This window comes from Streptomyces sp. MH60 (assembly GCF_002939385.1).
Taxonomy (GTDB): Bacteria; Actinomycetota; Actinomycetes; order Streptomycetales; family Streptomycetaceae; genus Streptomyces.
The window spans coordinates 28,377-53,676 of the sequence record NZ_MULI01000047.1 but is presented as its reverse complement, the minus strand read 5'-3'; the positions used below and the strand labels follow the sequence as shown (position 1 = coordinate 53,676).

Annotated in this window: 27 protein-coding genes and 3 pseudogenes; 9 read left to right on the top strand and 21 right to left on the bottom strand. The window is 71.9% G+C overall.

The annotated features are described in order from the left end of the window. The 7 genes and pseudogenes from BZZ08_RS25325 to BZZ08_RS25295 all read right to left on the bottom strand — a co-directional run. Nucleotides 1-373: pseudogene (locus tag BZZ08_RS25325) on the bottom strand (ATP-dependent helicase); the annotation flags it as partial. Nucleotides 374-496: 123 nt separating this feature from the next. Further along, a complete protein-coding gene (locus tag BZZ08_RS25320) occupies nucleotides 497-1,078 on the bottom strand; it encodes a sugar kinase (protein WP_104634565.1) in 582 nt (193 codons plus the stop codon). Next, the gene (locus BZZ08_RS25315; RefSeq protein WP_104634564.1) at nucleotides 1,075-2,223 is read right to left on the bottom strand and encodes an ROK family glucokinase; all 1,149 of its coding nucleotides are present in this window, start codon (nucleotides 2,221-2,223) and stop codon (nucleotides 1,075-1,077) included. Before BZZ08_RS25315 ends, BZZ08_RS25320 begins: the two co-directional genes overlap by 4 nt. 138 nt (nucleotides 2,224-2,361) lie before the next feature. Then, nucleotides 2,362-3,156 carry an ATP-binding cassette domain-containing protein gene (locus tag BZZ08_RS25310; protein WP_104634563.1) on the bottom strand — a complete coding sequence of 265 codons (795 nt, stop codon included), beginning with the start codon at nucleotides 3,154-3,156 and terminating at the stop codon, nucleotides 2,362-2,364. Then, nucleotides 3,153-4,193: an ABC transporter permease gene (locus BZZ08_RS25305; RefSeq protein WP_104634562.1), complete on the bottom strand. Its 1,041-nt coding sequence runs from the start codon at nucleotides 4,191-4,193 to the stop codon at nucleotides 3,153-3,155. The genes BZZ08_RS25310 and BZZ08_RS25305 overlap by 4 nt, the downstream gene beginning before the upstream one ends. Further along, the gene (locus tag BZZ08_RS25300) at nucleotides 4,190-5,194 is read right to left on the bottom strand and encodes a sugar ABC transporter substrate-binding protein (protein WP_104634561.1); all 1,005 of its coding nucleotides are present in this window, start codon (nucleotides 5,192-5,194) and stop codon (nucleotides 4,190-4,192) included. The genes BZZ08_RS25305 and BZZ08_RS25300 overlap by 4 nt, the downstream gene beginning before the upstream one ends. A 218-nt stretch (nucleotides 5,195-5,412) precedes the next feature. Next, complete coding sequence (locus BZZ08_RS25295; protein ID WP_104634568.1) at nucleotides 5,413-6,150, bottom strand: myo-inositol degradation transcriptional regulator; 738 nt, start codon at nucleotides 6,148-6,150, stop codon at nucleotides 5,413-5,415. Between the two features lie 128 nt (nucleotides 6,151-6,278). Here BZZ08_RS25295 and BZZ08_RS25290 point away from each other — a divergent pair, with 128 nt between their 5' ends. After that, on the top strand, nucleotides 6,279-7,292 hold the full coding sequence (locus tag BZZ08_RS25290) for a Gfo/Idh/MocA family protein (RefSeq protein ID WP_104634560.1): 1,014 nt from the start codon (nucleotides 6,279-6,281) through the stop codon (nucleotides 7,290-7,292). A 210-nt stretch (nucleotides 7,293-7,502) separates the two neighbouring features. Next, nucleotides 7,503-7,714, top strand: a pseudogene (locus tag BZZ08_RS25280) (IS5/IS1182 family transposase); the annotation flags it as partial. Between the two features lie 4 nt (nucleotides 7,715-7,718). Here the strand turns inward: BZZ08_RS25280 and BZZ08_RS25275 are convergent. From BZZ08_RS25275 to BZZ08_RS25250, 6 genes are all read right to left on the bottom strand, one after another. Further along, nucleotides 7,719-9,314 carry a polyamine aminopropyltransferase gene (locus tag BZZ08_RS25275; protein ID WP_104634559.1) on the bottom strand — a complete coding sequence of 532 codons (1,596 nt, stop codon included), beginning with the start codon at nucleotides 9,312-9,314 and terminating at the stop codon, nucleotides 7,719-7,721. Between the two features lie 49 nt (nucleotides 9,315-9,363). Beyond that, complete coding sequence (locus BZZ08_RS25270; protein ID WP_104634558.1) at nucleotides 9,364-9,804, bottom strand: DUF350 domain-containing protein; 441 nt, start codon at nucleotides 9,802-9,804, stop codon at nucleotides 9,364-9,366. A 61-nt stretch (nucleotides 9,805-9,865) separates the two neighbouring features. Further along, entirely contained in the window at nucleotides 9,866-10,261 is a 396-nt protein-coding gene (locus tag BZZ08_RS25265) for a DUF4247 domain-containing protein (RefSeq protein WP_104634557.1), read from the bottom strand. Further along, a complete protein-coding gene (locus BZZ08_RS25260) occupies nucleotides 10,258-10,764 on the bottom strand; it encodes a DUF2617 family protein (protein ID WP_104634556.1) in 507 nt (168 codons plus the stop codon). The genes BZZ08_RS25265 and BZZ08_RS25260 overlap by 4 nt, the downstream gene beginning before the upstream one ends. 125 nt (nucleotides 10,765-10,889) lie before the next feature. Then, nucleotides 10,890-11,606, bottom strand: coding sequence for a response regulator transcription factor (locus tag BZZ08_RS25255; protein ID WP_104634555.1), 717 nt, complete (start codon nucleotides 11,604-11,606; stop codon nucleotides 10,890-10,892). Between the two features lie 44 nt (nucleotides 11,607-11,650). After that, a complete protein-coding gene (locus BZZ08_RS25250; RefSeq protein WP_198601686.1) occupies nucleotides 11,651-12,910 on the bottom strand; it encodes a sensor histidine kinase in 1,260 nt (419 codons plus the stop codon). Nucleotides 12,911-13,079: 169 nt separating this feature from the next. Between BZZ08_RS25250 and BZZ08_RS25245 the strand changes: the two genes are divergently transcribed. After that, nucleotides 13,080-13,280 (top strand): hypothetical protein, encoded by a 201-nt coding sequence (locus BZZ08_RS25245; RefSeq protein ID WP_104634553.1) that lies wholly within the window; start codon nucleotides 13,080-13,082, stop codon nucleotides 13,278-13,280. A 61-nt stretch (nucleotides 13,281-13,341) separates the two neighbouring features. Here BZZ08_RS25245 and BZZ08_RS25240 read toward each other — a convergent pair whose 3' ends face one another. Then, a complete protein-coding gene (locus BZZ08_RS25240) occupies nucleotides 13,342-13,737 on the bottom strand; it encodes a ribonuclease domain-containing protein (RefSeq protein WP_104634552.1) in 396 nt (131 codons plus the stop codon). A gap of 177 nt (nucleotides 13,738-13,914) precedes the next feature. On the opposite strand from BZZ08_RS25240, the gene BZZ08_RS25235 reads away from it, so the two are divergent. After that, a complete protein-coding gene (locus BZZ08_RS25235; RefSeq protein ID WP_104634551.1) occupies nucleotides 13,915-14,691 on the top strand; it encodes an SDR family oxidoreductase in 777 nt (258 codons plus the stop codon). Nucleotides 14,692-14,794: 103 nt separating this feature from the next. On the opposite strand, the gene alc is transcribed toward BZZ08_RS25235, so the two are convergent. Further along, a complete protein-coding gene (alc, locus tag BZZ08_RS25230) occupies nucleotides 14,795-15,925 on the bottom strand; it encodes an allantoicase (protein ID WP_104634550.1) in 1,131 nt (376 codons plus the stop codon). A 61-nt stretch (nucleotides 15,926-15,986) separates the two neighbouring features. Next, a complete protein-coding gene (gene allB / locus BZZ08_RS25225; protein WP_104634549.1) occupies nucleotides 15,987-17,324 on the bottom strand; it encodes an allantoinase AllB in 1,338 nt (445 codons plus the stop codon). A gap of 251 nt (nucleotides 17,325-17,575) precedes the next feature. Here allB and allR point away from each other — a divergent pair, with 251 nt between their 5' ends. Beyond that, on the top strand, nucleotides 17,576-18,397 hold the full coding sequence (gene allR, locus BZZ08_RS25220; RefSeq protein ID WP_104634548.1) for an allantoin degradation transcriptional regulator AllR: 822 nt from the start codon (nucleotides 17,576-17,578) through the stop codon (nucleotides 18,395-18,397). A gap of 22 nt (nucleotides 18,398-18,419) precedes the next feature. On the opposite strand, the gene BZZ08_RS25215 is transcribed toward allR, so the two are convergent. Beyond that, complete coding sequence (locus tag BZZ08_RS25215) at nucleotides 18,420-18,734, bottom strand: DUF5955 family protein (RefSeq protein ID WP_104634547.1); 315 nt, start codon at nucleotides 18,732-18,734, stop codon at nucleotides 18,420-18,422. Between the two features lie 153 nt (nucleotides 18,735-18,887). Between BZZ08_RS25215 and BZZ08_RS25210 the strand changes: the two genes are divergently transcribed. Beyond that, nucleotides 18,888-19,511 carry a nucleotidyltransferase family protein gene (locus tag BZZ08_RS25210; protein WP_104634546.1) on the top strand — a complete coding sequence of 208 codons (624 nt, stop codon included), beginning with the start codon at nucleotides 18,888-18,890 and terminating at the stop codon, nucleotides 19,509-19,511. A 184-nt stretch (nucleotides 19,512-19,695) separates the two neighbouring features. Continuing rightward, on the top strand, nucleotides 19,696-21,318 hold the full coding sequence (gene aceB, locus BZZ08_RS25205) for a malate synthase A (RefSeq protein ID WP_104634545.1): 1,623 nt from the start codon (nucleotides 19,696-19,698) through the stop codon (nucleotides 21,316-21,318). Nucleotides 21,319-21,380: 62 nt separating this feature from the next. Here the strand turns inward: aceB and BZZ08_RS25200 are convergent, their stop codons facing one another. The 3 genes and pseudogenes from BZZ08_RS25200 to BZZ08_RS25190 all read right to left on the bottom strand — a co-directional run bounded on the left by BZZ08_RS25200 (nucleotide 21,381) and on the right by BZZ08_RS25190 (nucleotide 23,532). Next, a complete protein-coding gene (locus tag BZZ08_RS25200; RefSeq protein ID WP_104634544.1) occupies nucleotides 21,381-22,295 on the bottom strand; it encodes a HipA family kinase in 915 nt (304 codons plus the stop codon). A gap of 58 nt (nucleotides 22,296-22,353) precedes the next feature. After that, nucleotides 22,354-22,962 (bottom strand): maleylpyruvate isomerase family mycothiol-dependent enzyme, encoded by a 609-nt coding sequence (locus BZZ08_RS25195; RefSeq protein WP_104634543.1) that lies wholly within the window; start codon nucleotides 22,960-22,962, stop codon nucleotides 22,354-22,356. Nucleotides 22,963-23,059: 97 nt separating this feature from the next. Beyond that, nucleotides 23,060-23,532: pseudogene (locus tag BZZ08_RS25190) on the bottom strand (ATP-binding protein). Nucleotides 23,533-23,681: 149 nt separating this feature from the next. On the opposite strand from BZZ08_RS25190, the gene BZZ08_RS25185 reads away from it, so the two are divergent. Beyond that, nucleotides 23,682-24,515 (top strand): helix-turn-helix domain-containing protein, encoded by an 834-nt coding sequence (locus tag BZZ08_RS25185; protein ID WP_198601685.1) that lies wholly within the window; start codon nucleotides 23,682-23,684, stop codon nucleotides 24,513-24,515. Beyond that, complete coding sequence (locus BZZ08_RS25180; protein WP_104634541.1) at nucleotides 24,512-24,688, top strand: DUF397 domain-containing protein; 177 nt, start codon at nucleotides 24,512-24,514, stop codon at nucleotides 24,686-24,688. Before BZZ08_RS25185 ends, BZZ08_RS25180 begins: the two co-directional genes overlap by 4 nt. On the opposite strand, the gene BZZ08_RS25175 is transcribed toward BZZ08_RS25180, so the two are convergent. Further along, nucleotides 24,675-25,289 (bottom strand): TOPRIM nucleotidyl transferase/hydrolase domain-containing protein, encoded by a 615-nt coding sequence (locus tag BZZ08_RS25175; RefSeq protein WP_104634567.1) that lies wholly within the window; start codon nucleotides 25,287-25,289, stop codon nucleotides 24,675-24,677. The two genes, BZZ08_RS25180 and BZZ08_RS25175, sit on opposite strands and share 14 nt — an antisense overlap. Between the last annotated feature and the right edge of the window lie 11 nt (nucleotides 25,290-25,300).

Below are 25,300 nucleotides of genomic sequence, written 5' to 3'. Positions count from 1 at the left end.
GCAGCCGGCCGCGCGCGGTGAGCCGCAGGGCGTGCAGGGCCGCCGCGCCCCAGCAGGCGGTGGCCGGGTGGGCGGCCGGGTCGTGCCGGGCGCGCACCAGCAGCGGCAGCGCCTCGGCGAGCGGCAGCGACAGCGCGGGTGCGGTCCCGCGCCGCACCCCGGCGCCGTGCCGCCGTACGACGGTCAGCTCCGTCGGTTCGCCGGGCCGGTCTTCTTCCGCCTCCCCGGCGACCGGGCCGCCGGCGGGGTCCCAGAAGGCGATCCGTCCCCCGCGCGGGAGCGGCGCGGGCAGGAAGACGGCCGCGAGCCGCACGGGGACGGACGCCGTCGGCGCCTCGGCCCGCCTCGTCTCCGTCACGGCCACGTCACCCATACGTCCTGTCACCTCCCGCCCGTCTGCCCGATCAGATGTCTTCGACTCTACGGGCGGGGTCTGACAATCGGCTCCGACGGCCTGCCGCCGGGGCCCGGGCCACCTGGCCTGGACCTCCGGGCCCTACGGAACGGTGTGTGAGACGACGTACACCATCGGATAGTCCGGGTTCTCCATGTTCACGACGACGTCCTGGGTCGGCGCCGGGTCCTTCTGCTCGTTGACGACGCCCCACCAGGAGCCGGACCCGCCGAACTCCCAGCCGGTGACCCGCTGGGCGCGGTCGCTGATCGCGATTTTGCCCTTCTTCAGCGCGTCCCGGTCGACGCCCAGTCCGGCCAGGAAGACGTCGAGCCCGGCGGCGGTGGTCTCGAACTGGACGTAGAGCCGGCTGGTCTTCCAGTTGTTCGTCTCGTAGTACGCGACCTCTTCGGCCGGCACCGGGACGGGCACCTCGTAGATGCGGCGCTGCAGCTTGGAGGGCCAGCCCTCGGTCATGCCGGTCGCCGCGTACTTCGCCTCCTTGTCCCGGCCGCTGTCGCGGCTCTGGCTGGCGGAGATCGCGAGGTAGCCGGCGGGGACGCCGATGAGCAGCACGATGGTGATCAGGGTGAGCGCACGCCGGCGGATCATGTGCCGGCGGTCCTCCGCCGCGGGGCCGGTCGCCTCCGGGGGGCCGGGCTGGTGGGGCAGGGATTCCGTCACAGCGACTCCCCGGACGTGCGGCGGGCCTCGGCGTACCGCTCGTAGCGCTCGTACCGCTCCACCCGGCGCCGCTTGGCCCGGCGGAACCGGCGGGCGACCAGCCGGGCCAGGTCGGCGGCGCCCACCATGCCGGCCTCCGGGCCGAGCTGGGCCCGGACGATGCGGGCCTCGGGGCGGTAGCCGCGGCCGGTCAGCTGGCGCTTGAAGGCGTCGCGCGCGGGGCCGATCAGCAGGTCGTCGGCGGCGCTGACGCCACCGCCGATGACGAAGCAGGACGGGTCGAGGGCCGCGGCGAGGTTCGCGATGCCGACGCCGAGCCACTGTCCGATGTCCTGGAGCAGCTCGACGCACATGGCGTCGCCCTCGCGGGCCAGCTCGGTGATCATGGGGCCGCTGATGTCGCCGATGCTGCCCTTGACGTGCTCGATGATCCCGTACGCCACCGGCGAGTCGGCGGCGGCCATCTCGCGGGCCTCCCTGACCAGGGCGTTCCCCGAGCTGTACTGCTCCCAGCAGCCGCGGTTGCCGCACGGGCAGCGATGGCCGCCGGGGACGACCTGCATGTGCCCGAACTCGCCGGCGACGCCGTACTTGCCGCGCTTGACCTGGCCGTCCTCCAGGATCGCGCCGCCGATGCCGGTGCCGAGCGTGATCATGACGAGGTGGTCCTCGCCGCGGCCGGCGCCGAAGCGCCACTCGGCCCAGGCGGCGGTGTTGGCGTCGTTGTCCACCAGGACGGGGACCGCGAGGCGGCCGGCGATGCGGTCGCGCAGCGGTTCGTTGCGCCAGGACAGGTGGGGGGCGAACAGCACGCGGTTGCGGTCGGCGTCGACCCAGCCGGCCGCGCCGATACCGACGGCGTGCACGTCGTGCCGGTCGGAGAGGTCCAGGACCAGCTCGACGATCGTGTCCTCGACGACCTTCGGGCTCTTGGACTTGTCCGGGGTCTCCGTGCGGAGCTTCTCCAGGATGTTGCCGTCGGCGTCGACGACACCCGCCATGACCTTCGTGCCGCCGATGTCGATGCCGACCGTGGGCACGCGGGGTGCCGTGAGGTGTGAGCGGCGTTCCCTGGTGCCCACGGTGCGCAGGACCGGGGCGCGGCGGGAGCCGATGGGGGCGGTGAAGTCGCGGTAGGTGCTCATCGGGTGCGATTGTGCCGCACGCTCACGCCGGGTGCCGAATGGGCGGGGGGTGGGCGGAACGGTTCGTTGCCGGGTGCGGGTGCGTTGTGGCTGGTCGCGCCCGCGCGGCGGAGCCGCACATGGCACAGCCCCGCGCCCCTAGGAGGGGCGTTGCAGTTCGTGGCGTAGATCGTCCAGCTCGTTTCCGCCTGCCATCTGGCGCGTCAGCTCGTCCAGCGTGATGGCGTCCCGCTCGTGGTTGCCCACCATCGTGCCCCGCTTCAGCAGCACGAACCGGTCACCCACCAGGTACGCGTGGTGTGGGTTGTGGGTGATGAGTACGACACCCAGGCCCTGGTCACGTGCCGCCGCCACATATTTCAGGACCACACCCGACTGCTTCACCCCCAGTGCCGCCGTCGGTTCGTCGAGCACCAGGACCTTCGCGCCGAAGTACACCGCGCGGGCGATCGCCACGCACTGGCGCTCGCCGCCGGAGAGGGTGCCGATGGGCTGGTCGACGTCGCGGAGGTCGATGCCCATGCGCAGGAGTTCCGCGTGGGTGGTGCGGCGCATGTGGTCGACGTCCATGCGCTTGAACGGGGCGACGCCCTTGCGCGGCTCGGAGCCGAGGAAGAAGTTGCGCCAGACCGGCATGAGGGGGACGACGGCCAGGTCCTGGTAGACGGTGGCGATGCCGCGGTCCAGCGCCTCGCGCGGGGAGGAGAGACGGGTTTCCTCGCCGTCCAGGCTCAGCGTGCCGCCGTCGTGCTGGTGCAACCCGGCGATGATCTTGATGAGGGTGGACTTGCCCGCGCCGTTGTCGCCCAGGACGCAGGTGATCTCCCCGGCGTGGACCTCCAGGGACACGCCTTCGAGGGCGCGTACGTTGCCGTAGTTCTTGCTGACGTCGGACAGCTCGACGAGCGCCGTACGGCTTCCGGTCTGCGTCATGTGGTGGCCTCCGCGCGCTTGCGGACCCAGGCGTTGAGCAGGGTCGCGAGGAGCAGCATCGCTCCGAGGAAGAACTTGAACCAGTCGGGGTTCCACTCGGCGAAGACGATGCCCTTGCTGGTCATGCCGAAGATGAACGCGCCGACCGCCGAGCCGACGGCGCTGCCGTAGCCGCCGGTGATCAGGCAGCCGCCGATGACGGCCGCGATGATGTAGATCAGCTCGTTGCCGACGCCCTCGCCGGACTGGACGACGTCGTAGGAGAAGAGCAGGTGCTGGCCCGAGATCCAGGCGCCGAAGCCCACTCCCATGTAGAGGCCGATCTTGGTCCTGGTGACCGGGACGCCGACCGCGCGGGCGGCGTCCTTGTTGCCGCCGACCGCGAAGATCCAGTTGCCGGCGCGGGTGCGCAGCAGGATCCAGCTGGCGACGGCGACCAGGGCGAGCCACCACAGGATGGTCACCTTGAAGCCGACGCCGCCGATGGTGATCGTGGAGGCGAAGACGTCGCGGGCGGAGGGGAAGCCCTCCATGTCGGCGATGGACTTGGTGGAGACGGTGCCGTCGATGAGCTTGGTGAAGCCCAGGTTCAGGCCGGTCAGCATGAGGAAGGTGCCCAGCGTGATGATGAAGCTGGGCAGTTCGGTGCGGGTGAGCATGAAGCCGTTGAAGGCGCCGATCGCCAGGGTGACCAGCAGCGACACGCCGACGCCGACCCAGACGTTGGCGGTCATCTGGTAGCTGAACATCGAGGACACCAGCGCCGAGGAGGTGACCATGACGCCCGCGGACAGGTCGAACTCGCCGCCGATCATCAGCAGCGCCACCGGGACGGCCATGATGCCGATCGTCGAGGCGGCGTAGAGCACCGTGCTGAGGCTGGCGGCGCGCAGGAAGCTGTCGGCGAAGAACGCGAAGAAGACGAAGACGGCGATCGCGCCGACGACGGAGCCCAGCTCGGGGCGGCCCAGGAGTTTGCGCAGCGGAGAGGTCTGCAGAAGCCTTTCGTCGGCCTCTTTCACCTGCGTGGCGTTCACCGGGTGCCCCGCTTCGTGTAGTCGGCGAGCGCGGCGGCGTCGTCCTTGGTGATGATCTGCGGCCCGGTGAGCACGGGGCGGCCGCCGCCGAGGACGTCGGCGTTGTACTGGTACAGCCACAGCAGGTCGACGGCCTCGTAGCCCTGGAGGTAGGGCTGCTGGTCGACGGCGAACCCGAGGGTGCCGTCCTCCAGTCCGGCGGCCACCTTGGCGTTGAGGTCGAAGGTGTCGATCTCGGCCTTGCTGCCGGCGCCCTGCTTGGCCTTGACGGCGGTGTCGGCGTAGGGGGCGCCGAGGGTGACCACGGCGTCGACGGACTTGTCGGTCTGGAGCTTGGCCTCGATGGCGGACTGCACGTCCGGCATGCTGGTGCCGTTGACGTAGAGCCGCTGGACCTTGCCGTCGAAGGTCTTCTCCACTCCGTCGCAGCGCTGCTCGTGGCCGACGTTGCCCTGCTCGTGGAGCACGCAGATCGCCTGCTCGCGGCCCCGCTGGTTCAGCTCCTCGCCCACGGCCTCGCCCGCGATCGTCTCGTCCTGGCCGACGTGGGTGAGGGCGCCGAACTCCTTGGACTCCTCGGAGCCGGAGTTCACGGTGATCACGGGGATGCCCGCCTTGTGCGCGCGGGCGAGGGCGGACTTCATCGCGTCGGGCTTGGCCAGCGTGACGATGATGCCGTCGACCTTCTTGTCGATGGCCGCGTTCACGAGCTGGGCCTGCTGCTGCGCCTCGTCGTCGTGGGAGTACAGGAAGTTGATGTTGTCCTTGACCGCGGCCTGCTCGGCGCCGCTCTGGACGATGTCCCAGAAGGTGTCGCCGTCGCCCGAGTGGGTGATCATCGCGAAGGTCCAGCGGGGGGTGTTCACCGCCGCCCTGCCCTCGGCCGACGCGGCCTTGCGGGCGTCCTCGGCGCGCTTGCCGCCGGTGCTGCTGCAACCCGCCAGGGACACCGAGAGTGCCCCTGCCAGCGCGATGCCCACCCATGTCCGAAACCGTGCCACGAGGCCGTGCCCTTCTTGCTGTGCCGTGCTGTGCGCGCGGGGTCTGTCACCACCCCGGCCGGGTTCTGGAAACCCCAAACGCCCCATTGTCCGACACACAAGCGGAGCGCATGCCTCCGGGGACCGGCCGAGGGTCACATTGTCCGGACATTGCGACGAACCCGCGCGGTGGGAGCCGCCGCCGGACGGGGGCGCGGAGGGGACCGGCGGCGCTTCGCTCAGGACCGCACGAGCAGCTGGAACTCGAAGGAGTAGCGGGACGGCCGGTAGGTGTGGGTGCCGAACTCGACCGCGCGTCCCGTGTCGTCGAAGGTGGTGCGCTCCATCGTGAGCAGCGGGGCGCCCGCGTCCTCACCGAGCCGCTCGGCCTCACCGGGGGTGGCAGCGCGGGCGCCGATGGACTGCCGGGCGCTGTGCAGGGTGATCCCGGCGGCGCGCATCAGCCGGTAGAGGCCGGTGGCCTCCAGCGGCCCGGTGTCCAGGTCGACGAGGCCGGGCGGCAGGTAGTTGCACAGGTACGCCATCGGTTCCCCGTGCGTCAGCCGCAGCCGCTCGATGCGGTGCACGTCGCTGTCCTCGGCGACGCCGAGCGCGGCGGCGATCTCCGCGGTGGCCGGTACGACGGTGTTGACCAGGACCTTCGTGGCCGGGCGCTGGCCCGCCGCCTCCAGGTCGTCGAAGAGGCTGCTGAGTTCCAGGGGGCGCCGGACCTTGCTGTGCACGACCTGGGTGCCGACGCCGCGGCGGCGCACGAGCAGGCCCTTGTCGACGAGCGACTGGATGGCCTGGCGGACGGTGGGCCGGGACAGACCGAGCCGCGCGGCCAGCTCGATCTCGTTGCCCAGCAGGCTGCCGGGGGTCAGCGCGCCGTGCTCGATCGCGGCCTCCAGCTGCTGCGACAGCTGGAAGTACAGCGGCACGGGGCTGCTGCGATCCACGCTGAGGTCCAGCGACACGGTCGGGTCCACTTCTGGTTTCGGCACGGGCCGAGCGTAGCTCCGTGCGCAGATGACGGGAAGTTGTGTAGTTCGATTGTCCGGACATACGCATTGACAGGGGGCGGCTGTGAGCCCACCTTGATTCCATGCGCATCGGGGTCATCGGAACGGGCCGCATCGGCACCGTTCACGCCAACACGCTCAGCCGCCACCGCGACGTCGGGTCCCTGATCCTCACGGACGCCGACCTCACGCGGGCCCAGGACCTGGCGCACCGGCTGGGCGAGACGGCGGCGCCGGGAGTGGACGAGATCTTCCAGTGGGGCGTGGACGCGGTGGTGATCACCACGGCGACGCCGGCACACGCGGAGCTGATCGGACGGGCGGCCCGCTCGGGGCTGCCGGTGTTCTGCGAGAAGCCCATCGCCCTCGACCTGCCCGGCACGTTACAGGCGATCGCCGAGGTGGAGGCCGCCGGGACGATCCTCCAGATGGGCTTCCAGCGCCGCTTCGACACCGGCTACACCGGGGCCCGGGAGGCGGTGCGGTCCGGGCGGCTGGGCCGGCTGCACACCGTCCGGGCGGTGACGAGCGACCAGGCCCCGCCGCCGGCCGAGTACCTGCCGCAGTCCGGCGGGCTCTACCGGGACACGCTCATCCACGACTTCGACGTGCTGCGCTGGGTGACCGGGCGGGAGATCGTCGACGTGTACGCCGCCGGGTCCGACGCCGGGCCGCCGATGTTCCGCGCGGCGGACGACGTGGACACGGGCGCGGCACTGCTCACACTGGACGACGGCACGCTGGCGACGGCGACGGCGACGCGGCTGAACGGGGCGGGGTACGACGTCCGCATGGAGCTGGCCGGGGAGCTGGACCAGATCGTCGTGGGCCTGGACGACCGTACGCCGATCGCGTCCACCGAGCCGACCGGCCCCCCGGCCGCGGACAAGCCGTGGACGGGCTTCGTGGAGCGCTTCGGGCCCGCCTACGAGGCCGAGCTGAACACGTTCGTGCAGGTGGTCCGCGGCGAGCGGGCCAACCCCTGCGACGGGCGCGAGGCACTGCAGGCCCTGCGGATCGCGGAAGCCTGCGACGTCTCCCGCCGCGAGCGCAGACCCGTACGGCTGGCGGAGGTCCCCGAGGTGCTCACCACCTAGAAGGCTGTCCCGCACGTTGTGGCCGTTCGGGGTTCGGCGGTTGGTCGGGGATGGGGCGTGCTCCGCTCCGAGTGCCAGGAGGGGTACCAACCGCCGCCGAACCGCTCGAACGGCAAGCTCATCCGGCGAGGGCGGCGCGCTGGAACGCGGCCGGACTCTTGCCACCGGTCAGCACGCGGGTGGGTAGGGCCACCCCTTTCCACTCCTCGGCCGATGATCGCGCTCCGGCCACGCAGGTCTTTCGACAAGGGCACCGTACTGATTGCGGACGGGACGCTCGTGCCCACCCGAGACGACACCATCGCCGAGCGGGTCCACCAACCACCAGGTCGTCATCGATACCTGACACTCGCCACGTCGTCTCGGTGGGCCGCCCAGTACCCGGCAACCGCAATGACTGCAAGGCACGGGCGGAGTCAGGGCGCTTCAGTAGTCGCGCCACTCGTCCTGGACGTATTCGAGCACCGCGGGGTCCATCAGGGTGCTCGGCCGTACGTCGGTGCGGCGGCGGTCGAGGGGGAACACGGTGGCGGCCTTCAGCACCGCCTCGTCCAGGTAGCGGAGCTGCGGCGCGTCCGGGGCGAGCCGCAGCGGCGGGGCCTCGGTGCCGGGGGCGGCGAGGACGAAGCCCCAGTTGCCGAAGCTCGGCACGTCGATCTGGAACTCCGTCGTCGCGTACCCGGCCGTCTCGATGGTCTTCGCGATCGACCAGTAGGTCTTGGGGGCGAAGAACGGCGATCCGCTCTGCACCATGACCTGGCCGTGCGGCGCCAGCGCTCGGCGGAGCAGATCGTAGAACTCCACCGAGTACAGCTTCGCCAGCGACGCCGAGTCCGGGTCCGGGAAGTCGATGATCACCGCGTCGTACCGCTGCCGGGCCTCGCGCAGCCAGGTGAAGGCGTCCGCGTTGACGACTTTCGCCCGCGGATCGTCCAGCGAACCGCGATTGAGCCCCCGCAGCGGCTCGAAGGTGCGCGCCAACCGGGTCATGGCCGGGTCCAGTTCGACCAGGGTGACATGGCGGACGTCCTCGTAGCGCAGCACCTCGCGCAGCGCGAGCCCGTCACCACCGCCCAGGATCAGCACGTTCGAACGGCGACCGGACAGCGCGGGGTGGACCAGCGACTCGTGGTAGCGGTACTCGTCGACCGAGCTGAACTGGAGGTCGCCGTTGAGGAAGAGCCGTATGTCGGGCTTCCCGGTGAAGGCGGTGGAGCGGGTGACCACGATGTCCTGGTACTGCGTGGTCTCGGAGTGGATGATCGGGTCCGCGTACATGTGCTGCCGCGCGGTGACCTCGAGGTCGTCCGCCAGGACGTACGTCGTGCCGAGTGCGGCGAGTACGACGGTGACGCCGGCCAGCAGCCCGGCCTTGACCAGCCGGCCGGTCTGGCGGCGGAAGATGAACACCACGACGATGACCCCGGCGACCGCGTTGACCACGCCGACGACGAGGGCGCCCTGCAACTGGCCGAAGGTCGGCAGCAGGAACAGCGGGAAGCACAGGCCGCCGACGAGGGCGCCGATGTAGTCGACGGCGAACATGTCGGCGACGGCGCTGCTCGCCTCCTGTCTGCGGATGCGCTGGAGCAGCGTCATCAGCAGCGGGATCTCGGCGCCGATGAGCAGGCCCACCACCAGGGACACCACGATCATCGCGGGCATGTAGAGCTGGAGCCAGGCGAAGGCCGCGTACAGCATCAGCACGGACAGGCCGCCGACCAGCGCGAGCACCCCCTCGACCACCGCGAACGCGACGACGGGCCGGTGGCGCAGGGGTTTGGCGGCCAGCGAGCCCACGCCCATCGCGAAGACCATCACGGAGATGACCACGGAGGTCTGGAGCACCGAGTTGCCGATGAGGTAGCTGCCCAGCGCGGTCAGGGCCAGTTCGTAGACGAGGCCGCAGGCGGCGCAGAGGAAGACGGCGAGCAGCAGCAGGAACCGCGCCCCCCGGGTGTGGCGGTCGGCCGGGGGGCGCGAGGGCGTCGCGGTGGTGCGGTCGTCCAGGGTGGAGCTCATGGGGGTGGCCTCGTGGTGGTCCTCGTGGTGGTCCTGGGCGGTGGTGGTCCTAGGAGAGGGCCGCACCGACCATGACGGCGGTGCCCAGGTACATGCCGGCCTGGACCCAGGCGGCGGGGTGCGGGCGGCGGTCGTCCCCGTCGTCGAGGGCCACCTCGCCCATCTGCCCCGGCGTCAGCAGGCCGATGACGATGCCGACCAGCGTCATCACCAGCACCCCGGCCACACCGTAGAGGAGCGTGCTGAACAGGCCGTGTCCCAGGCCCTCTTCGGACTCGCTGGCCTGGATGGCCGACATGATGACCAGCCCGACCGCGACGGACTGGCTGCCGAGGAGCACGGCCGCGCCGCGGTTGCGGTCCCGCCACACCACGTGGAAGAGCTTGCCGGGCGTGACGAGGTCGAGGGCGACGAAACCGACGGCCATCACGGCGAGGCCCACGACCCCGTAGAGCAGGGCCTGCCCGGCCGACTCGAATATCTCGGTCACTGCGTTGCCTTTCTGGAGGGCGTCTGTGGAGGGCGTCGTCGGGGTCGGCGGGCGCCGGGCGTCACTTGCCGGAGCCGGGGCCGCCGCCACGGAAGCTGCTCGGGTTGGGCCAGTAGGTGAGGTGCTGGTGATGCCGGCGGTAGCCGTTGCGGTAGTCCTCGATCTCGATCGTGCTGCCGCTCCGGTACGGCGAGACGGTCACCATGTCGTCGCCGTAGCGCAGGAATTCCTTGCCGTCGCCGGAGGCCCGGTCCAGGGCGTCGCGGTGGCCGTCGATCGCGTCGGCGACCTTGGCCGGCGAACTGTCCTTGTCGAGCCACCCGTTCCCGCCGGTGGAGTACGTCTTGCCGATCCAGCCGCGCGGGACGCCGTCCTCCCCGTCGCTGGAGCAGGCGGAGAGCAGGACCGTGACCAGCACGGCCGCCACCGCCCCGGGTAGGAGTCGGGTGCCGTTCATCGAGCCTCCAGCCGGCTGTGCGTCGATACGATGTGCCCGTCCTGCGGGTAGCTGTGCCAGGTGCGCCAGGCCAGTCCCACGCCGGACCGGGTGTCGCACGCCTCGACAACCACCGCCGTCACCGCTTCCGGAGATCCGGGGAAGACCCCGCACAGGCTGTGCTCCGCCTGGTCCGCGCTGCTCAGGGCGTCCTCGACCCGGGCGCTGAACTCCTCGGGTCCCAGGCATGCCGTGGCGGCGCTGAAGTCGTACGTCCACCCCGCCCATCGCCGGGTGTGCGTCGCCGGCAGTCCCCTGACCGCCTCCGGCAGGCACGCCACGGTCTCCCGCACCGGGCCCGCGAAGACCTGGTGGGACGCGCCGAGCAGCCTCAGTCGTACGGCGAGCCCTCCCACGGACACCTCACGATCTGCGAGCGCCGGCCGCTCGGTCAGGTCCAGAGAGAAGCAGAGCTGGTCCGCGGCCGTATCCAGGTAAGGGGCTTGCAGAGACACGGCGTGCATGCGGTTGCGGCCCCCCGGTCCGATAGTGCTACGAGCGGCGCCGAGTATGGCACATGCCTCAGCCGTGGCCGAAGGCGGCTTACAGGCGGTCTCCTTGCCCGCGGGCGTCGGCCGACGGCTCACCGTCACGGTCCGGAAGAGCCGCCCCGGTACTCGTCGTCCCGGTACTCGTCGTCCTGGTACTCGTCCAACAGCCCCGCGTCGTACGCCAGCAGGGCGATCTGGACCCGGTTGCCGAGGTCGAGCTTGGCCAGGATGCGGGAGACGTGGGCCTTGACCGTGGCGACGCTCATGAAGAGGTGGGTCGCGATGTCGGCGTTGGCCAGGCCGCGCCCGACCGCGACGGCGACCTCGCGCTCGCGGTCGTTGAGGGTCTCCACCCGGGCACGCGCGCGCGTGCGCCGCGCGTCGGGGGCGGTACCGGCCGCCTGCTGCATCAGTCGCCGGGTGACGGCGGGCGACAGGACGGGGTCTCCGGCCGCGACCCTGCGCACCGCGTCGAGGATCTGGGCGGGAGGGGTGTCCTTGAGGACGAACCCGGCGGCACCGGCACGCAGGGCGCGCAGCACCTGCTCGTCCGCGTGGAAGGTGGTGAGCACGACGACCTGGGGCGCGTCCGCCCGGCCCCGCAGCCGCTCAGTCGCCGTGAGGCCGTCCACCCCCGGCATCCGGATGTCCATGAGGACGACGTCCGGGCGGGTGCGGTCGACGAGCGCCCCGACCTCGTCACCGTCGGCGGCCTCGCCGACGATCTCCACGTCGTCGGCGCCGCCCAGCATGAGGGCCAGCCCTGCCCGCACCAGCGGGTCGTCGTCGACGAGGAGCAGTCTGATCGCAGTCATGCGTCCTACGTAACCACGGTCGCCCCCGGCCGCTTGCCGATGTCTCAGTCCCACGGCAGCCGGGCCCGTACCTCGAAGCCGCCGCCGGGTGTCGGGCCGTGCTCCAGGGTGCCGCCCGCGAGCGTGGCCCGCTCGGTCAGCCCGATCAGGCCCTGCCCGGAACCGGGCACGTGGGGCACCCTGCCGCGGGGCGGGGCGTTGCGCACCGACAGGGCGAGTCCGTCGCCCGGTGCTCCGGTGACCGAGACGGTGACCTCGGTGCCGGGCGCGTGCTTGCGCGCGTTGGTCAGCGCCTCCTGGGCGATGCGGTACGCGGTGCGGCCGACGGCGGCGGGGACCGTGCCGGGGTCGGGCACGCGGTCCGCGAGGGTGACCTTCATGCCGGCCTCACGGGACTCGGCGACCAGCGCGTCGAGCGCCGCGAGCGTCGGCTGGGGGCGGCCCGCGTCGTCGGACTCCCCGACCCGCAGGACACCGATGATCTGCCGCAGGTCCTGGAGGGCCTCGTGCGCGCTCTCCCGGATGACGCCCGCCGCCCGGACGACCTCTTCCCGGGGCGCGTCGGGCCGGAACTCCAGGGCGCCCGCGTGCACGCTGAGCAGCGTCAGCCGGTGGGCGAGGACGTCGTGCATCTCGCGGGCGATGGCCTCGCGGGCCAGCCGCTGCGCCTGTTCGGCCCGCAGCCGTGCCTCGGCCTCGGCGTGCCGGGCGCGGTCGCGCAGGCTGAGCAGGAGCTGGCGCTTGGAGCGGACGAGCAGGCCCCAGCCGAGCACCGTGACGGTGAGCAGGAAGGCGATGACGAGGGAGGCGAGGAAGGGCAGCCCGGGTTCCGGGCGCATCCAGTAGTACACGGGCGTCACGGCGAGACTCGCGCCGCCGATCCACGCCGCGTACCGCAAGGGCCGGTGCACGGCGAGGGTGAACAGGGCGGCGAGGACGGCGCCGCCCGCGGTGGCCGAGACCAGGGAGACGGGCACCATGGCCGCGGCCAGCCCGACCGGCCACCGCCGCCGGAGCCAGAGCGCGGCGCAGGCCAGGGCGCCGATCAGCTGGTCCGCGACGGCCAGGGCGGGTGAGAGGTCCGGCTCCTGGTCCAGCGCGTCGGCGGCCAGCAGGCCGATGGTGACCGCCAGCAGGAAGCAGGCGAAGTCGACGACCCAGTCGCGTGCGGTGCGCCGGGGCCGGCCGCCGGGCCGCCGGGGCTGCGGGTACAGGTCCTCGACCAGGGCCGCCGGCAGCACCCAGCGCCGTTTCGCGAAGGCCGGGGGCACCGTGGCCTGTTCGTCACTGTTCACAGTCGACAAATCTACGCAGGGGCGGCGTCCGGAACGGCCGGTCGGCGGGGACCGTCGACCAAAGTCGCGCGGGCGGCGACTTTCGGCGCGCGGCACGCGCGCACCGCCGCCTTCCGTCGGGCTGGACTCGCCCCGCGGCCGATGTGTGTGGGGGTACCGCGGGGCGAGAGTCGGGATCATGAAGCAACTGTTGGAGTTCTTGGGATTCGTCGCCGTGCTCCAGGGCGCGATGGGCCTGGTGCACGAGTTCACCGACTGGAACATCGGTCTGGTGCAGCGGATCGGCGTCCTGGACGGCTACGAGGTCTACGCGAGTGCCGCGCTGCTCGCCCTCGGCGGCGCGCTGTTCGCCGCCGCCGAGAGCCGCACGTCCGGGTGAGCCGAGCCGGGGGGAGCCGGGTCCGGGGGGAGTTCGGGATCCGGACGCGGCGGGCCGGGCCTCAGCAGCCGTAGTCGACGAGGTCGAACGACGCGTAGTGGTCGGCCGTGTAGTAGTCCTCCTGGTTCTCCTCGCCGGTGACGATCCGGCGGGCGCCGCGCGTGTCGGAGCCCGGCGTGATCACCGTGTACTCGTGGTAGTACCCGGAGGACTGGCTGGGCAGGACGCCCTCCCGGTTCTGGAAGACGGTCCCGTCCTGCTCGTACGGGTAGGGACCGCCCTGCTCGATCAGGTCGAGCGTGTCGTGCGCCTGGGAGGGCAGGTCGCTGTAGCAGATGTCGCCGACCGCCGCGGGGGCGGCGCCGGCCGTGGTCGCGGAGACGGTGCCGCCCACGAGGAGGGCGGACAGGACTGCGGCTGCTGCGCCGAGCCGAGCGGCGCGTGGGGGGAATCGCATGCGTTCATGATGACGCGCGTAGACAGTGGCATGTCAATGACAAGACCGTGGAGTTTCCCGGGACGTCCTATGTGTTTTCCGCGTGTTCACACCCCTGTCCGGCACGGCCTGCGCGCCGGTCAGGTCGATGTCCGTTCGCCGCCAGCACGGGCGCGGCGGCCCGGCTGGGATGGAGCCATGAACACCAACACGCACACCAGCCCACTCGCCCCCGCCACCGCTCCCCTGACCGGCCGCACCGCCCTCGTGACCGGCGGCAGCCGGGGCATCGGCGCGGCGACCGTCCTGCGGCTGGCACGGGAGGGCGCGGACGTGGCCCTCACCTACGTGAACGGCGAGGACGCGGCCGAGGACGTCGTACGGGCCGCCCGGGCGCTGGGGCGCCGGGCGGTGGCCCTGCGGGCCGACTCGGCCGACGCGGACGAGGCGGCGGGGGCGGTCGAGCGGACCGTCACGGCGCTCGGCGGCGGCCTCGACGTACTGGTCAACAACGTGGGCCTCGGCCTGCTCGGCCCGCTGGAGAGCCTGTCCACCGCCGACGTCGACCGGCTGCTGGCGGTGAACGTCCGCGGGGTCTTCCTCGCCTCGCAGGCGGCCGCGGCCCGCATGACCGAGGGCGGGCGGATCATCACCGTCGGCACCTGCATGACCCAGCGGGTGCCGGGGCCCGGCGGGACGCTGTACGCGACGAGCAAGTCGGCGCTGATCGGACTGACCAAGGCGCTGGCCCGGGAGCTGGGCCCGCGCGGGATCACGGCGAACATCGTGCACCCGGGCCCGATCGACACCGACATGAACCCGGCGGACGGCCCCTACGCGGACGGGCAGGCGGCCATGACGGCGCTGGGCCGCTTCGGCACGGCGGACGAGGTGGCGTCGACGGTGGCGTACCTGGCGACCGCCTCGTACGTCACCGGCGCGGAGTTCGCGGTGGACGGCGGCCACGCGGCGTAGCCGTCCCAGGCAGACGTGCGCGACGCGCGCCCCGGAACGTGCGCGCGGGGCGCACCGGTGCTGTCCTGCCGGTGCGCCCCGCGGGTCTGTGCCGAGCGGCGGGTCAGCCGCCCAGTTCCTGGTGGCGGGCGGCGAGGTGGGCCGCGCCGTCCTCGGTCAGGGAGCCGAACAGGCGCAGGCGGGAGATGCCGCCGTCGGGGAAGATGTCCACGCGCGCGTGGGTGCCGACGGCCGTCTCGGGCAGCACGAAACGGTGGTTGGTGTCGGGCTGCATCCGGGTGCGCGGGAGCACCTCGCGCCACTCGCCCGCCTCGCCGTCCTTGACGGAGACGGACGCCCAGCCGGCGCTGTTGCCCTTCAGGTACGCCGTGTCGATCTCGATCGCGCGGATCTGCGCGCGGTCCACCAGGCGGTACTGGATCCAGTCGTTGCCCCGGTCGCGGCGGCGGCGGGTCTCCCAGCCGTCGTCCATCTTGCGGGAGCGGCCCGGCTGGATGGTGTTGGTGGCCGGCGAGTAGAAGAGGTTGGAGGCGTCTTCGACCTGACCGCCGTTCTCCAGGGCGACCACGTCGAAGGTGCCGAGGGCGGTGAGCCAGGCGGGGTCCGGGACGACCTCGCCGTACACGCGCAGGCGGGCGATGCCGCCGTCGGGGTGCTGCTTGAGGCGCAGGTGTGTGAAGCGCTGCTCGGCCGAGACGGCGAACCCGTTGGCGGCGTGGCCGCCGACCGCGGTGCGCGGGACGAGGGTCGTCCACTTCACGTCGTCCGCGAGCAGTTCCTCGGGGGACGGGGAGCCCGCGACCGAGGCGGCCTCGACCGAGACGGCCTGCGGGTAGTTGCCGCGGAAGTGGGCGGTGTCGACGACGATGCCGCGGATCACGCCGGGGGCGCCGAGGCGGATCAGCGCCCAGTCGTGGTCGTCCTCGGTGGGCCAGGGGTGCTCGGCCGAGGCACCGCGGCGCCGGCGGGTCTCCCAGCCGTCCATGACCTTGCCCTTGTGCCCGAAGTGCTCGGGGTCGAACTCGGCGGGCCCGGGCACCAGCAGGTTCTCGCGCTGGGCGAAGAACTCGTCGTTGGCGGCGACGACACCCGCGCCGAGCTGCCGGTCGGCAAGGTTGGCGTACTGGGTGAAGGGAAGGTCGGCGGTGCGGTAGTCCGCGTACGGGTCGCCGCCGCCGTAGGGGTTCGCGTCTCCGGTGAAGCTGGCCAACGAGGCGTTCTGCTGGGCCGTCACGGTGATCAGGTGTTCCTTTCGGGGCCGTTCGGGAGGGACTGGGTTCAGGGGGTCCGGGGCGTCAGGCCCGGTCGAGGAGCTGTCCCTTCGGGTCGGTGAACGCGCCGTCCGCCACGACGCGCGTGCCGCGCAGCCAGGTGGACTTCACGACGCCGTACAGGGTCTTGCCCGCGTACGCGGTGACGCGGTTGCGGTGCTGGAGGGCGGCCGGGTCGACGGTGAAGGTCTCGTCGGGGGCGAGGACGGCGAAGTCGGCGTCCCGGCCGGCCGCGATGGCGCCCTTGCGGCCGTCGAGTCCCACCTGGCGGGCCGTGTTCGCGGACATCCAGCGCACCACGTCCTCCAGGCCGAGACCCCGCTCGCGGGCCTTGGTCCACATCGCCGGGAGGCTGAGCTGGAGGCCCGCGATGCCGCCCCAGGCGGTGGCGAAGTCGTCGGTCTTCAGGTCGGCGGTGGACGGCGAGTGGTCGGTGACCACGCAGTCGATGGTGCCGTCCACCAGCGCCTGCCACAGCAGGTCCTGGTTGGCGGCCTCGCGGATGGGCGGGCAGCACTTGAACTCGCTGGCTCCGTCCGGCACTTCCTCGGCGGTGAGGGTGAGGTAGTGCGGGCAGGTCTCGACCGTCACCCGCACCCCGTCCGCGCGGGCCTCGGCGATCAGCGGCAGGGCGTCGCTGGAGGAGAGGTGGAGCACGTGCACGCGGGCGTTGAACCGCTTGGCCTGCGCCAGCAGGGTGGCGATCGCGGTGTCCTCGGCGTCCCGCGGGCGGCTGGCGAGGAAGTGGGAGTACTTGGGGCCGCCCTGCTGCGGGGCTGCGGCCAGGTGGTGCGGGTCCTCGGCGTGCACGATCAGCAGGCCGTCGAAGGCGGCGATCTCCGCCAGGGACCGGGCGAGCTGCTCCTGGTCGAGGTGCGGGAACTCGTCCACGCCCGACGGCGACAGGAACGCCTTGAAGCCGAAGACCCCGGCCTCGTGCAGCGGGCGCAGGTCCTTGACGTTGTCCGGCAGGGCACCGCCCCAGAAGCCGACGTCGATGTGCGCCTTGTCGGCGGCGACCTCGCGCTTGGTGCGCAGGTTGGCGACCGTGGTGGTCGGCGGGATGGAGTTGAGCGGCATGTCGACGAGGGTGGTGATGCCGCCGGCGGCCGCGGCGCGGGTGGCGGTCCAGAAGCCCTCCCACTCGGTGCGGCCGGGGTCGTTCACGTGCACGTGGGTGTCGACCAGGCCGGGCAGGACGACATGGTCGCCGACGTCCTCGAGCCGGGCGCCGTCCGGGACGGGGGCGTCGTACGGCAGGACCGCCGTGATCTTCTCCCCGGTCACCGCGATCGACGCGGCGCGTGTCCCCTCGGGGGTGATGACGCGCGTCGAGCGCAGCACCAGTTCAGCTCCGGACACCCGAAACCCCTCTTTTCTGCCGCCGAGTTTTTCAACGTTCTGTTGAAGTCTCCTGTCGAAGGAGTCTTCATTCCCGCTCCCGTGCCGTCAAGAGGCACCCTTTGGGCGGGCATGCCCACGGCTCAGCCCTGGACGTTTCCACAAAGCGGAATTAGAATTCCAGCAAGCAGAACGTAGCTACGTACAAGCCGGTAGTCAACCGGCCGCCGGGTACGCTTCTTTCCTCCCGCCAGCCCCGAAAGGAACGTGCCGTGCCGACGTCCAGCGCCAGCACCACCGACTCCGCCAGGTCCGCCACCGGCGGCGTCCAGTCCCTGGAGCGCGCCTTCGACCTGCTCGAACGGATGGCGGACGCGGGGGGCGAGGTCGGCCTGAGCGAGCTGTCGGCCAGCAGCGGGCTGCCGCTGCCGACCATCCACCGCCTGATGCGGACGCTCGTGGCCTGCGGGTACGTACGCCAGCAGCCCAACCGGCGCTACGCGCTCGGCCCTCGCCTGATCCGCCTCGGCGAGTCCGCCTCCCGGCTGCTGGGCACCTGGGCGCGCCCGCACCTGGCCCGCCTGGTCGAGGAGACCGGCGAGACGGCGAACATGGCCCTGCTCGACGGGGACGAGATCGTGTACGTCGCCCAGGTGCCGTCCAAGCACTCGATGCGCATGTTCACCGAGGTCGGCCGACGCGTCCTGCCGCACTCCACGGGCGTCGGCAAGGCACTGCTCGCGAGCTTCCCGGCGGACGAGGTGCGGGCCCTGCTGAGCCGTACCGGCATGCCGGCCGCGACCGACAAGACGATCACCACGCCGGACGGCTTCATCGCGGCGCTGGAGGACGTGCGGCGCCAGGGCTACGCGATCGACGACAACGAGCAGGAGATCGGCGTCCGCTGCCTGGCCGTCCCGGTGCCGGACTCCCCCACCGCCGCGGCCATCTCGATCTCCGGCCCCGCGGGCCGTGTCACCGAGGCCGCGACCGACCGGATCGTGCCCCTGCTCCAGCAGGTGGCGGCGGAGCTGTCGGAGGCCCTGCTGAACTCGAACGGCTCCAACGGCTCGAACGGCAACCCGGCCGCCTGAGGCACCCTTCCCCGCACCGGGCTCAGCGGCGCGGCGGGTCCCCGAACAGTTCCACGGCGTGACGGACCTCCGTCAGCCCCGGCGCGAGGGCGCTGACGGAGCCGATCGCACCGGCTATCAGCAGCAGGGAGCGGCGCAGCCGTGCCGCTTCGGGGACGCCGTGGCCCGCCATGGCGGCGAGGTCGGCCAACTCGTCCTCCGCGATCCCGCGGTCCGGGAAATCGGCGGGCAGCAGGGCGAGTTGGCGGCGCAGCCGGGACACGGCGGTCCGCAGCGCCACCACCCTCACGTCCTCGTCGCCGACGGTCACGTGCCTCTGCCCCAAGCTCCGCAACACAGCCCTCCCCCTCGTACCCCGTTGTGCGCGGGCCAGTAAACGCCACCCCGCGCCGCGCGCGCCACCGCGCGGACCGAAATTCAGTCTCCGGAAAGTCTTCGGACATCCCGCGCACGCCGGAGCGTTTGGCGGGCGGTCAGGTATGCAGGGGGCATGACCGACAACGAGGGCCTGACAGAAGACCAGGTGGGCGGCCGGGTGGCGGGGCTGCTGCTGGCCGCCGGGGGCGGCCGACGGCTCGGCGGCCGCCCCAAGGCGCTGCTCGAACACCATGGACATCCACTCGTCGAACACGCGGTCGACGTGCTGCGTGCGGCCGGCTGCACCCGCGTACACGTCGTACTGGGGGCGCGCGCCGAGGACGTACGCGCGCGGGCGGCGCTCGACGGCTGTGTTCTCGTGGACAACCCCGGCTGGGAGCAGGGCATGGGGTCGTCGCTGCGCGCCGGGCTCGGCTCGCTGGCGGGGACCGGGGCGCGGGCCGCGCTGGTCTGCCTGGTGGACCAGCCCGGCATCGGCGCCGAGGCGATGGCCCGGGTGCGCGCCGGATACCGGGACGAGACGTCGCTGGTCTCGGCGGCGTACGCGGGCGTGCGCGGGCATCCCGTACTGCTCGGCGCCGCGCACTGGGCGGGGATCGCGGCGACCGCCACCGGGGACCGGGGTGCCCGCGCCTATCTGAGGGAACACGAGGCGGAGATCGCCCTCGTCGAGTGCGGGGACGTGGCACGGCCGTACGACATCGACACCGAGGCAGACCTGGTCCACCTTGAGTGAGGGAGATGGCACCGAGCGCCACCTTTCCTCGACCCGGAGAATCTCGACATCAACAAACCATTGAAGTTCCACGATGAGGAAACTACTATCCACTGACCAGAAGCACTCCGCTGCACGGCGAGTGCGTAATGCCCCATACGCACCCTCTGGCACCCGGTGCCACCGCTGAAGGAAGTGACAGCTCATGTCCGCACCAGCGCCGTCCACGCTGGCCATCGTCGACGCCGAGCCCCTGCCCCGGCAGGAGGAGGTCCTCACCGATGCGGCGCTCGCCTTCGTGGCCGAGCTGCACCGGCGGTTCACGCCCCGGCGTGACGAGCTCCTCGCCCGCCGTGCGGAGCGCCGCGCCGAGATCGCCCGCACCTCCACGCTCGACTTCCTTCCGGAGACCGCCGCGATCCGCGCGGACGACTCCTGGAAGGTGGCCCCCGCTCCGGCCGCGCTGAACGACCGCCGCGTCGAGATCACCGGCCCCACCGACCGCAAGATGACCATCAACGCGCTCAACTCGGGCGCGAAGGTGTGGCTCGCGGACTTCGAGGACGCCTCCGCGCCGACCTGGGAGAACGTGGTCCTCGGCCAGCTCAACCTGACCGCGGCCTACACCCGCACCATCGACTTCACCGACGAGCGCACCGGCAAGTCGTACGCCCTGCGCCCGGACGCCGAGCTGGCGACGGTCGTCATGCGCCCGCGCGGCTGGCACCTCGACGAGCGCCACCTCCAGGTGGACGGCCGCCCGGTGCCCGGCGCCCTGGTCGACTTCGGCCTGTACTTCTTCCACAACGCGCAGCGTCTGCTGGGCCTCGGCAAGGGTCCGTACTTCTACCTCCCGAAGACGGAGTCCCACCTGGAGGCCCGCCTGTGGAACGAGGTGTTCGTCTTCGCGCAGGACTACGTCGGCATCCCGCAGGGCACGGTGCGCGCCACCGTCCTGATCGAGACGATCACGGCCGCGTACGAGATGGAGGAGATCCTCTACGAACTGCGCGACCACGCCGCCGGGTTGAACGCCGGGCGCTGGGACTACCTGTTCTCCATCGTCAAGAACTTCCGTGACGGCGGCGCCAAGTTCGTGCTGCCGGACCGCAACGCGGTGACGATGACCGCCCCGTTCATGCGGGCGTACACCGAACTCCTCGTCCGCACCTGCCACAAGCGCGGCGCGCACGCGATCGGCGGCATGGCGGCGTTCATTCCCTCGCGCCGGGACGCCGAGGTCAACAAGGTCGCCTTCGAGAAGGTCCGGGCCGACAAGGACCGCGAGGCCGGTGACGGCTTCGACGGCTCCTGGGTCGCCCACCCCGACCTGGTCCCGATCGCCATGGAGTCCTTCGACAAGGTGCTCGGCGACAAGCCCAACCAGAAGGACCGCCTGCGCGAGGACGTCGCCGTCGAGGCGGCCGACCTCATCGCCATCGACTCCCTGGACGCCAAGCCGACGTACGCCGGTCTGGTCAACGCCGTCCAGGTCGGCATCCGCTACATCGAGGCGTGGCTGCGGGGCCTCGGCGCCGTCGCCATCTTCAACCTGATGGAGGACGCGGCCACCGCCGAGATCTCCCGCTCGCAGATCTGGCAGTGGATCAACGCGGAGGTCGTCCTCGACAACGGCGAGCAGGTCACCGCCGACCTGGCCCGCAAGGTCGCCGCCGAGGAACTGGCCAACATCCGCGCCGAGATCGGCGACGAGGCCTTCGCGGCCGGCAACTGGCAGCAGGCCCACGACCTGCTGCTCACGGTGTCGCTCGACGAGGACTACGCCGACTTCCTGACGCTGCCGGCGTACGAGCAGCTGAAGGGCTGACGCCGCACGCGCCCGCACGCGCCCCTGGTGCCGAGGCTCGGCACCAGGGGCGCGGGCGTGTGTCAGCCGAGGTGGACCGACCAGTCCTGCTCCGCGGGCGGCTTGCCGTGCAGGTCGGGGACCCGCTTGAGCCAGTCGGGCCGGCCCCGCTGCGTGCGCGCCGCGCGGGCGGCGTTCTCGGCGGCCAGCTCCTCACGGCTCGGGAAGCCGGTCGGCAGCCACTGGCGGGAGGCCCGTACGCGCGCGTGCAGGTAGTCCACGTAGGCCGCGCGCACCTTCTCCGGCGTGTCGAGGTCGCCCTCGCGGGTCAGCCAGGACTCCGGCACCCGGCCCACCACCTCGCGCAGCAGCTCCCGCGTCACCTTCGGCGCCAGCTCCGCGTCGGCGGCCGGGAGGTCGGGCGCGTAGTGGCCGAGGGCGTGGTGGCGGAAGTCGTACGCCTTCTCCGGTGGGGAGGCGCCCCAGCGGTGGTGGAAGACGAGCGCCGCGCCGTGGTCGATCAGCCACAGCCGCGGGGGTGCGGTGCCGAGGGTGGGCCAGACCATGAGGTTGGAGCTGTGCACCGTCCGGTCCACGTTCACGGTGAGGGCGTCCAGCCAGACGACCCGCCCGGCTTCCCGCGCGTCCACCGGGAACACCTCGGCCAGCTCGGGCGTGAAGTCGGCGCCGCCCGACAGGTAGTCCATGCCGAGGTTGAGCCCCGCGCTGGCGTGCAGCAGGTCCCGGACCTCCTGGTGCGGTTCGGCGTCGGCGATCGCCGGGTCGAAGTGCGCGAGCACCAGCTCCGGCACCCGCAGCCCCAGCTCCCGGGCCAGCTCCCCCACGACCACCTCGGCGACCAGCGCCTTGCGCCCCTGCGCGGAGCCGGTGAACTTCAGGACGTAGGTGCCGAGATCGTCGGCCTCGACCACGGCGGGCACGGAGCCGCCGGAGCGCAGGGGCTCGACGTAGCGGGTGGCGGTGACTTCGGTGAGCATGGGACGAGCATATGGACGCGCACGCCCGAGCGCGGAACGCGCCGACCGGCAGGCACGTTCAAGCCGTCCCGCAGCGGCCGCGGAGGATGTCCACACCCTCCCCTTCGAGGTCGTCGCAGTACGTCGCGCGGCCGGTCATGGCCATCACCAGGGCCACGGTGGGACCGGACACCACGGGCCCGGAGCCGGTCGTGAAGGCGCCGTCGACCGCGGCCAGTCGCAGCCCCGCGATGCGCTTCTTGGCGACGACCACCATGTCCGAGCCCTGGTAGTACTCGGCCACCCGTGTGACGACGTCGATCGGGTAGTCGCGCCGGATGCCCAGCGGACGCCGGATGTCCTCGCCGTGCACGAGCGTCTCGCCCAACATGGCGATGGCGGGCAGGGGCGGCTTGGTCGTGCTCGGGACGACACGCCTGAAGCGCGCGAGGGTCTCCGCCGGATCCGCTCCCAACTGCTCGGCCAGCCGCACGGCGACCTGCTTGTCGAAGTCGAACCGGCAGCGGATCACCCCCGCCAGCCAGCGCACGGTGTTGAGGCTCGCGCCCGCCGTGAGATGCGCCAGTACCTCGCGCACCGTCAGACCGGTGCACAGCGACGGCGTCGCCCACTGCTCGTCGGTCAGACTGGCGAGGTCGGCCGCGAGCGCCGCTCGCTCCGTACGGATCGAGGGCCAGACGCCGGTCTGCTAAGGATCAGTCATGCGAGAAGGTCTCCTGTCATCGGCCGCGTGAGCGGGGGTGGGGTGGTCGTGAGGGAGACTCTCATCCCCGCGCGAAGTCATCGCCCGTGAGTGATCTTTGGCCACGCGGCGGCAGATCCAGTTCCGCGCGGACCGTCTTGCCGACGGGGACGCGGTCGAACACGCCCCACCGGTCCGCCAGCGCGTCCACGAGCAGCAGCCCGCGCCCGTGCTCGGCCTCCGGAGCCGCCGTGACCGTCGGGCGGCGCTCACCCCGGCTGTCGGACACGTCGATCCGCAGCGTGTACGCGTCCAGCCGCAGCAGCACCTCGATGTCCCCCCCGGCACCCGCCCGTGCGTCACGGCGTTCGCCGCCAGTTCGGCGACGAGCAGCGCGGCCGTGTCGGAGACCGCCGAGCCGTACGAGACACCCCACGTGTCCAGCCGGTGCAGGGCGAGGTGGCGGGCCAGGCGGGCGCCGCGCGGGGTGGAGCTGAACCGTTGTACGAACACACGCGCGGTGACCGGGGGTCGAGGGGTGGAGGCTGGTCTCATGCCGCCCATCCCACCTGCGGAGAAGCCGTACCACCAGATCAGCGACCGGTACGCACGGTGAGCGTACGGGTGCGGACGGTGGACAGTAGGAGTAACCGTCCGTGACCATGGGCCCGTTGAGTGGGCGTGACGGGTGGGAGGTGTCCTGGATGACGGACGGTACGGGCGGCGCGGGTGAACCGGAGGCGTCGGACAGCCTCAAGGCGTTCGGCGAGGTCGTCAAGGCGTTCCGCAAACGGGCGGGGCTGACCCAGGAGGAGTTCGCGCCACAAGTGCGGTACTCGGTGCCGACGGTGGCGTCCATCGAGCAGGGGCGGCGGTTCCCTCCGACGGACTTCGTGGAGCGCGCGGAGGAAGTGCTTGACGCCTTCGGGGCGCTTCGAGGTGCGGCACGGCATCTGTCGCGGCAACCGGGGCTGGCGAGCTGGTTCCGGCAGTGGGCGCGGTTCGAGGCGGAGGCGGTGAGTCTGTATACGTATGAATGCCGGTTGATTCCGGGGCTGTTGCAGACGGAGGCATACGCGCGCACGCTGTTCACGAACCAACTGCCGCCACTGGGTGACGATCAGATCGAGGCACGGTGGGTGGCACGGGCTGAACGACAACGGCTGTTGAGGGAGCGGCCGAACACGGCGTTCAGCTTCATTCTGGAGGAACATCTGTTCCTGCGGCGCATGGGCGGAGCGCAGGTGACCCGGGAGCTGATCGACCACGTACTGGGGCTGGCGGAGCTGCGGAACGTGGAGGTACAGGTGATGCCTTTGGTACGGAATGCCCATGCGGGGATGGCCGGCCCGATGCAACTGCTGGAAACACCCGACACTCGTTGGTTCGCCTACAACGAGGGGCAGCGCGGAGGCATGTTCGTGTCCGAGCGGAAAGAGGTCAGCGTCCTTCAAATGAGGTATGCCAGGATGCGGTCACAGGCCCTCTCCCTCGACGACTCCCTGGGCCTGTTGCGGCAGATGCGAGGAGCCTCATGAACACGACGGAACTGTCCTGGTTCAAGAGCACGTACAGCAGCAGCGGCGACGGCGACTGCGTCGAGGTGGCCTCCTGCCCCGACACAGTCCACGTCCGTGACTCGAAAGTGCGGCACGGGGACCAGCTCGCCGTGTCCCCGGAGGCCTGGGTCCGCTTCCTCACAGACCTGTGAGGAGTCCCGCCAGCGGGGCCGGTGGGCGTCGGCCGTCCAGCGCCTCCACCAGGAGGCTGCCGTAGCGGATCTTGCGGCCCTTCCTGGTGCTGAGGAAGCGGCGCAACTGCTGCTCCCGGGGGCGGCCGTGCTGGGCGGGCTGGGCCAGGAAGGTCTGCCAGGGGCGGAGTTCGTCCTCGGCCCGTATGACCTCCTCGACCCGCTCCGGGCCCAGCGCCCGGATCATCTCGTCCTCCAGGTCGGCCACGCAGACGTGGAAGTCGCGGGCGGCGCCCGCCCGCTGCCAGCCGCGGTCGTAGAAGGGCTCCTCGCGGGCGTCGCAGAGGCCGGTCAGGCGCAGGCCGAGGCCGGGCGGGCCGAGCAGGCCGGCGTAGCGGCCGACGCTCATCGCGCCGCCCATGGACACCACGGCCACGCCTCCGGCGCTCAGGTCACGGTCCTCCAGGGCGGCCAGGGCCTCGACGGCCGCGAGGTCGCTGGGGCCCTCCAGCAGCACCGCCGTCCGCAGGCCGAGGTCCACCGCCAGCTCCGCCGCCGTGTCCGAGGCGCCGCCCGCCGCCCAGCGGGCCAGCTCGTCCCGGAACGCGTCCATGTCCGCCATGCGGTGAGTGT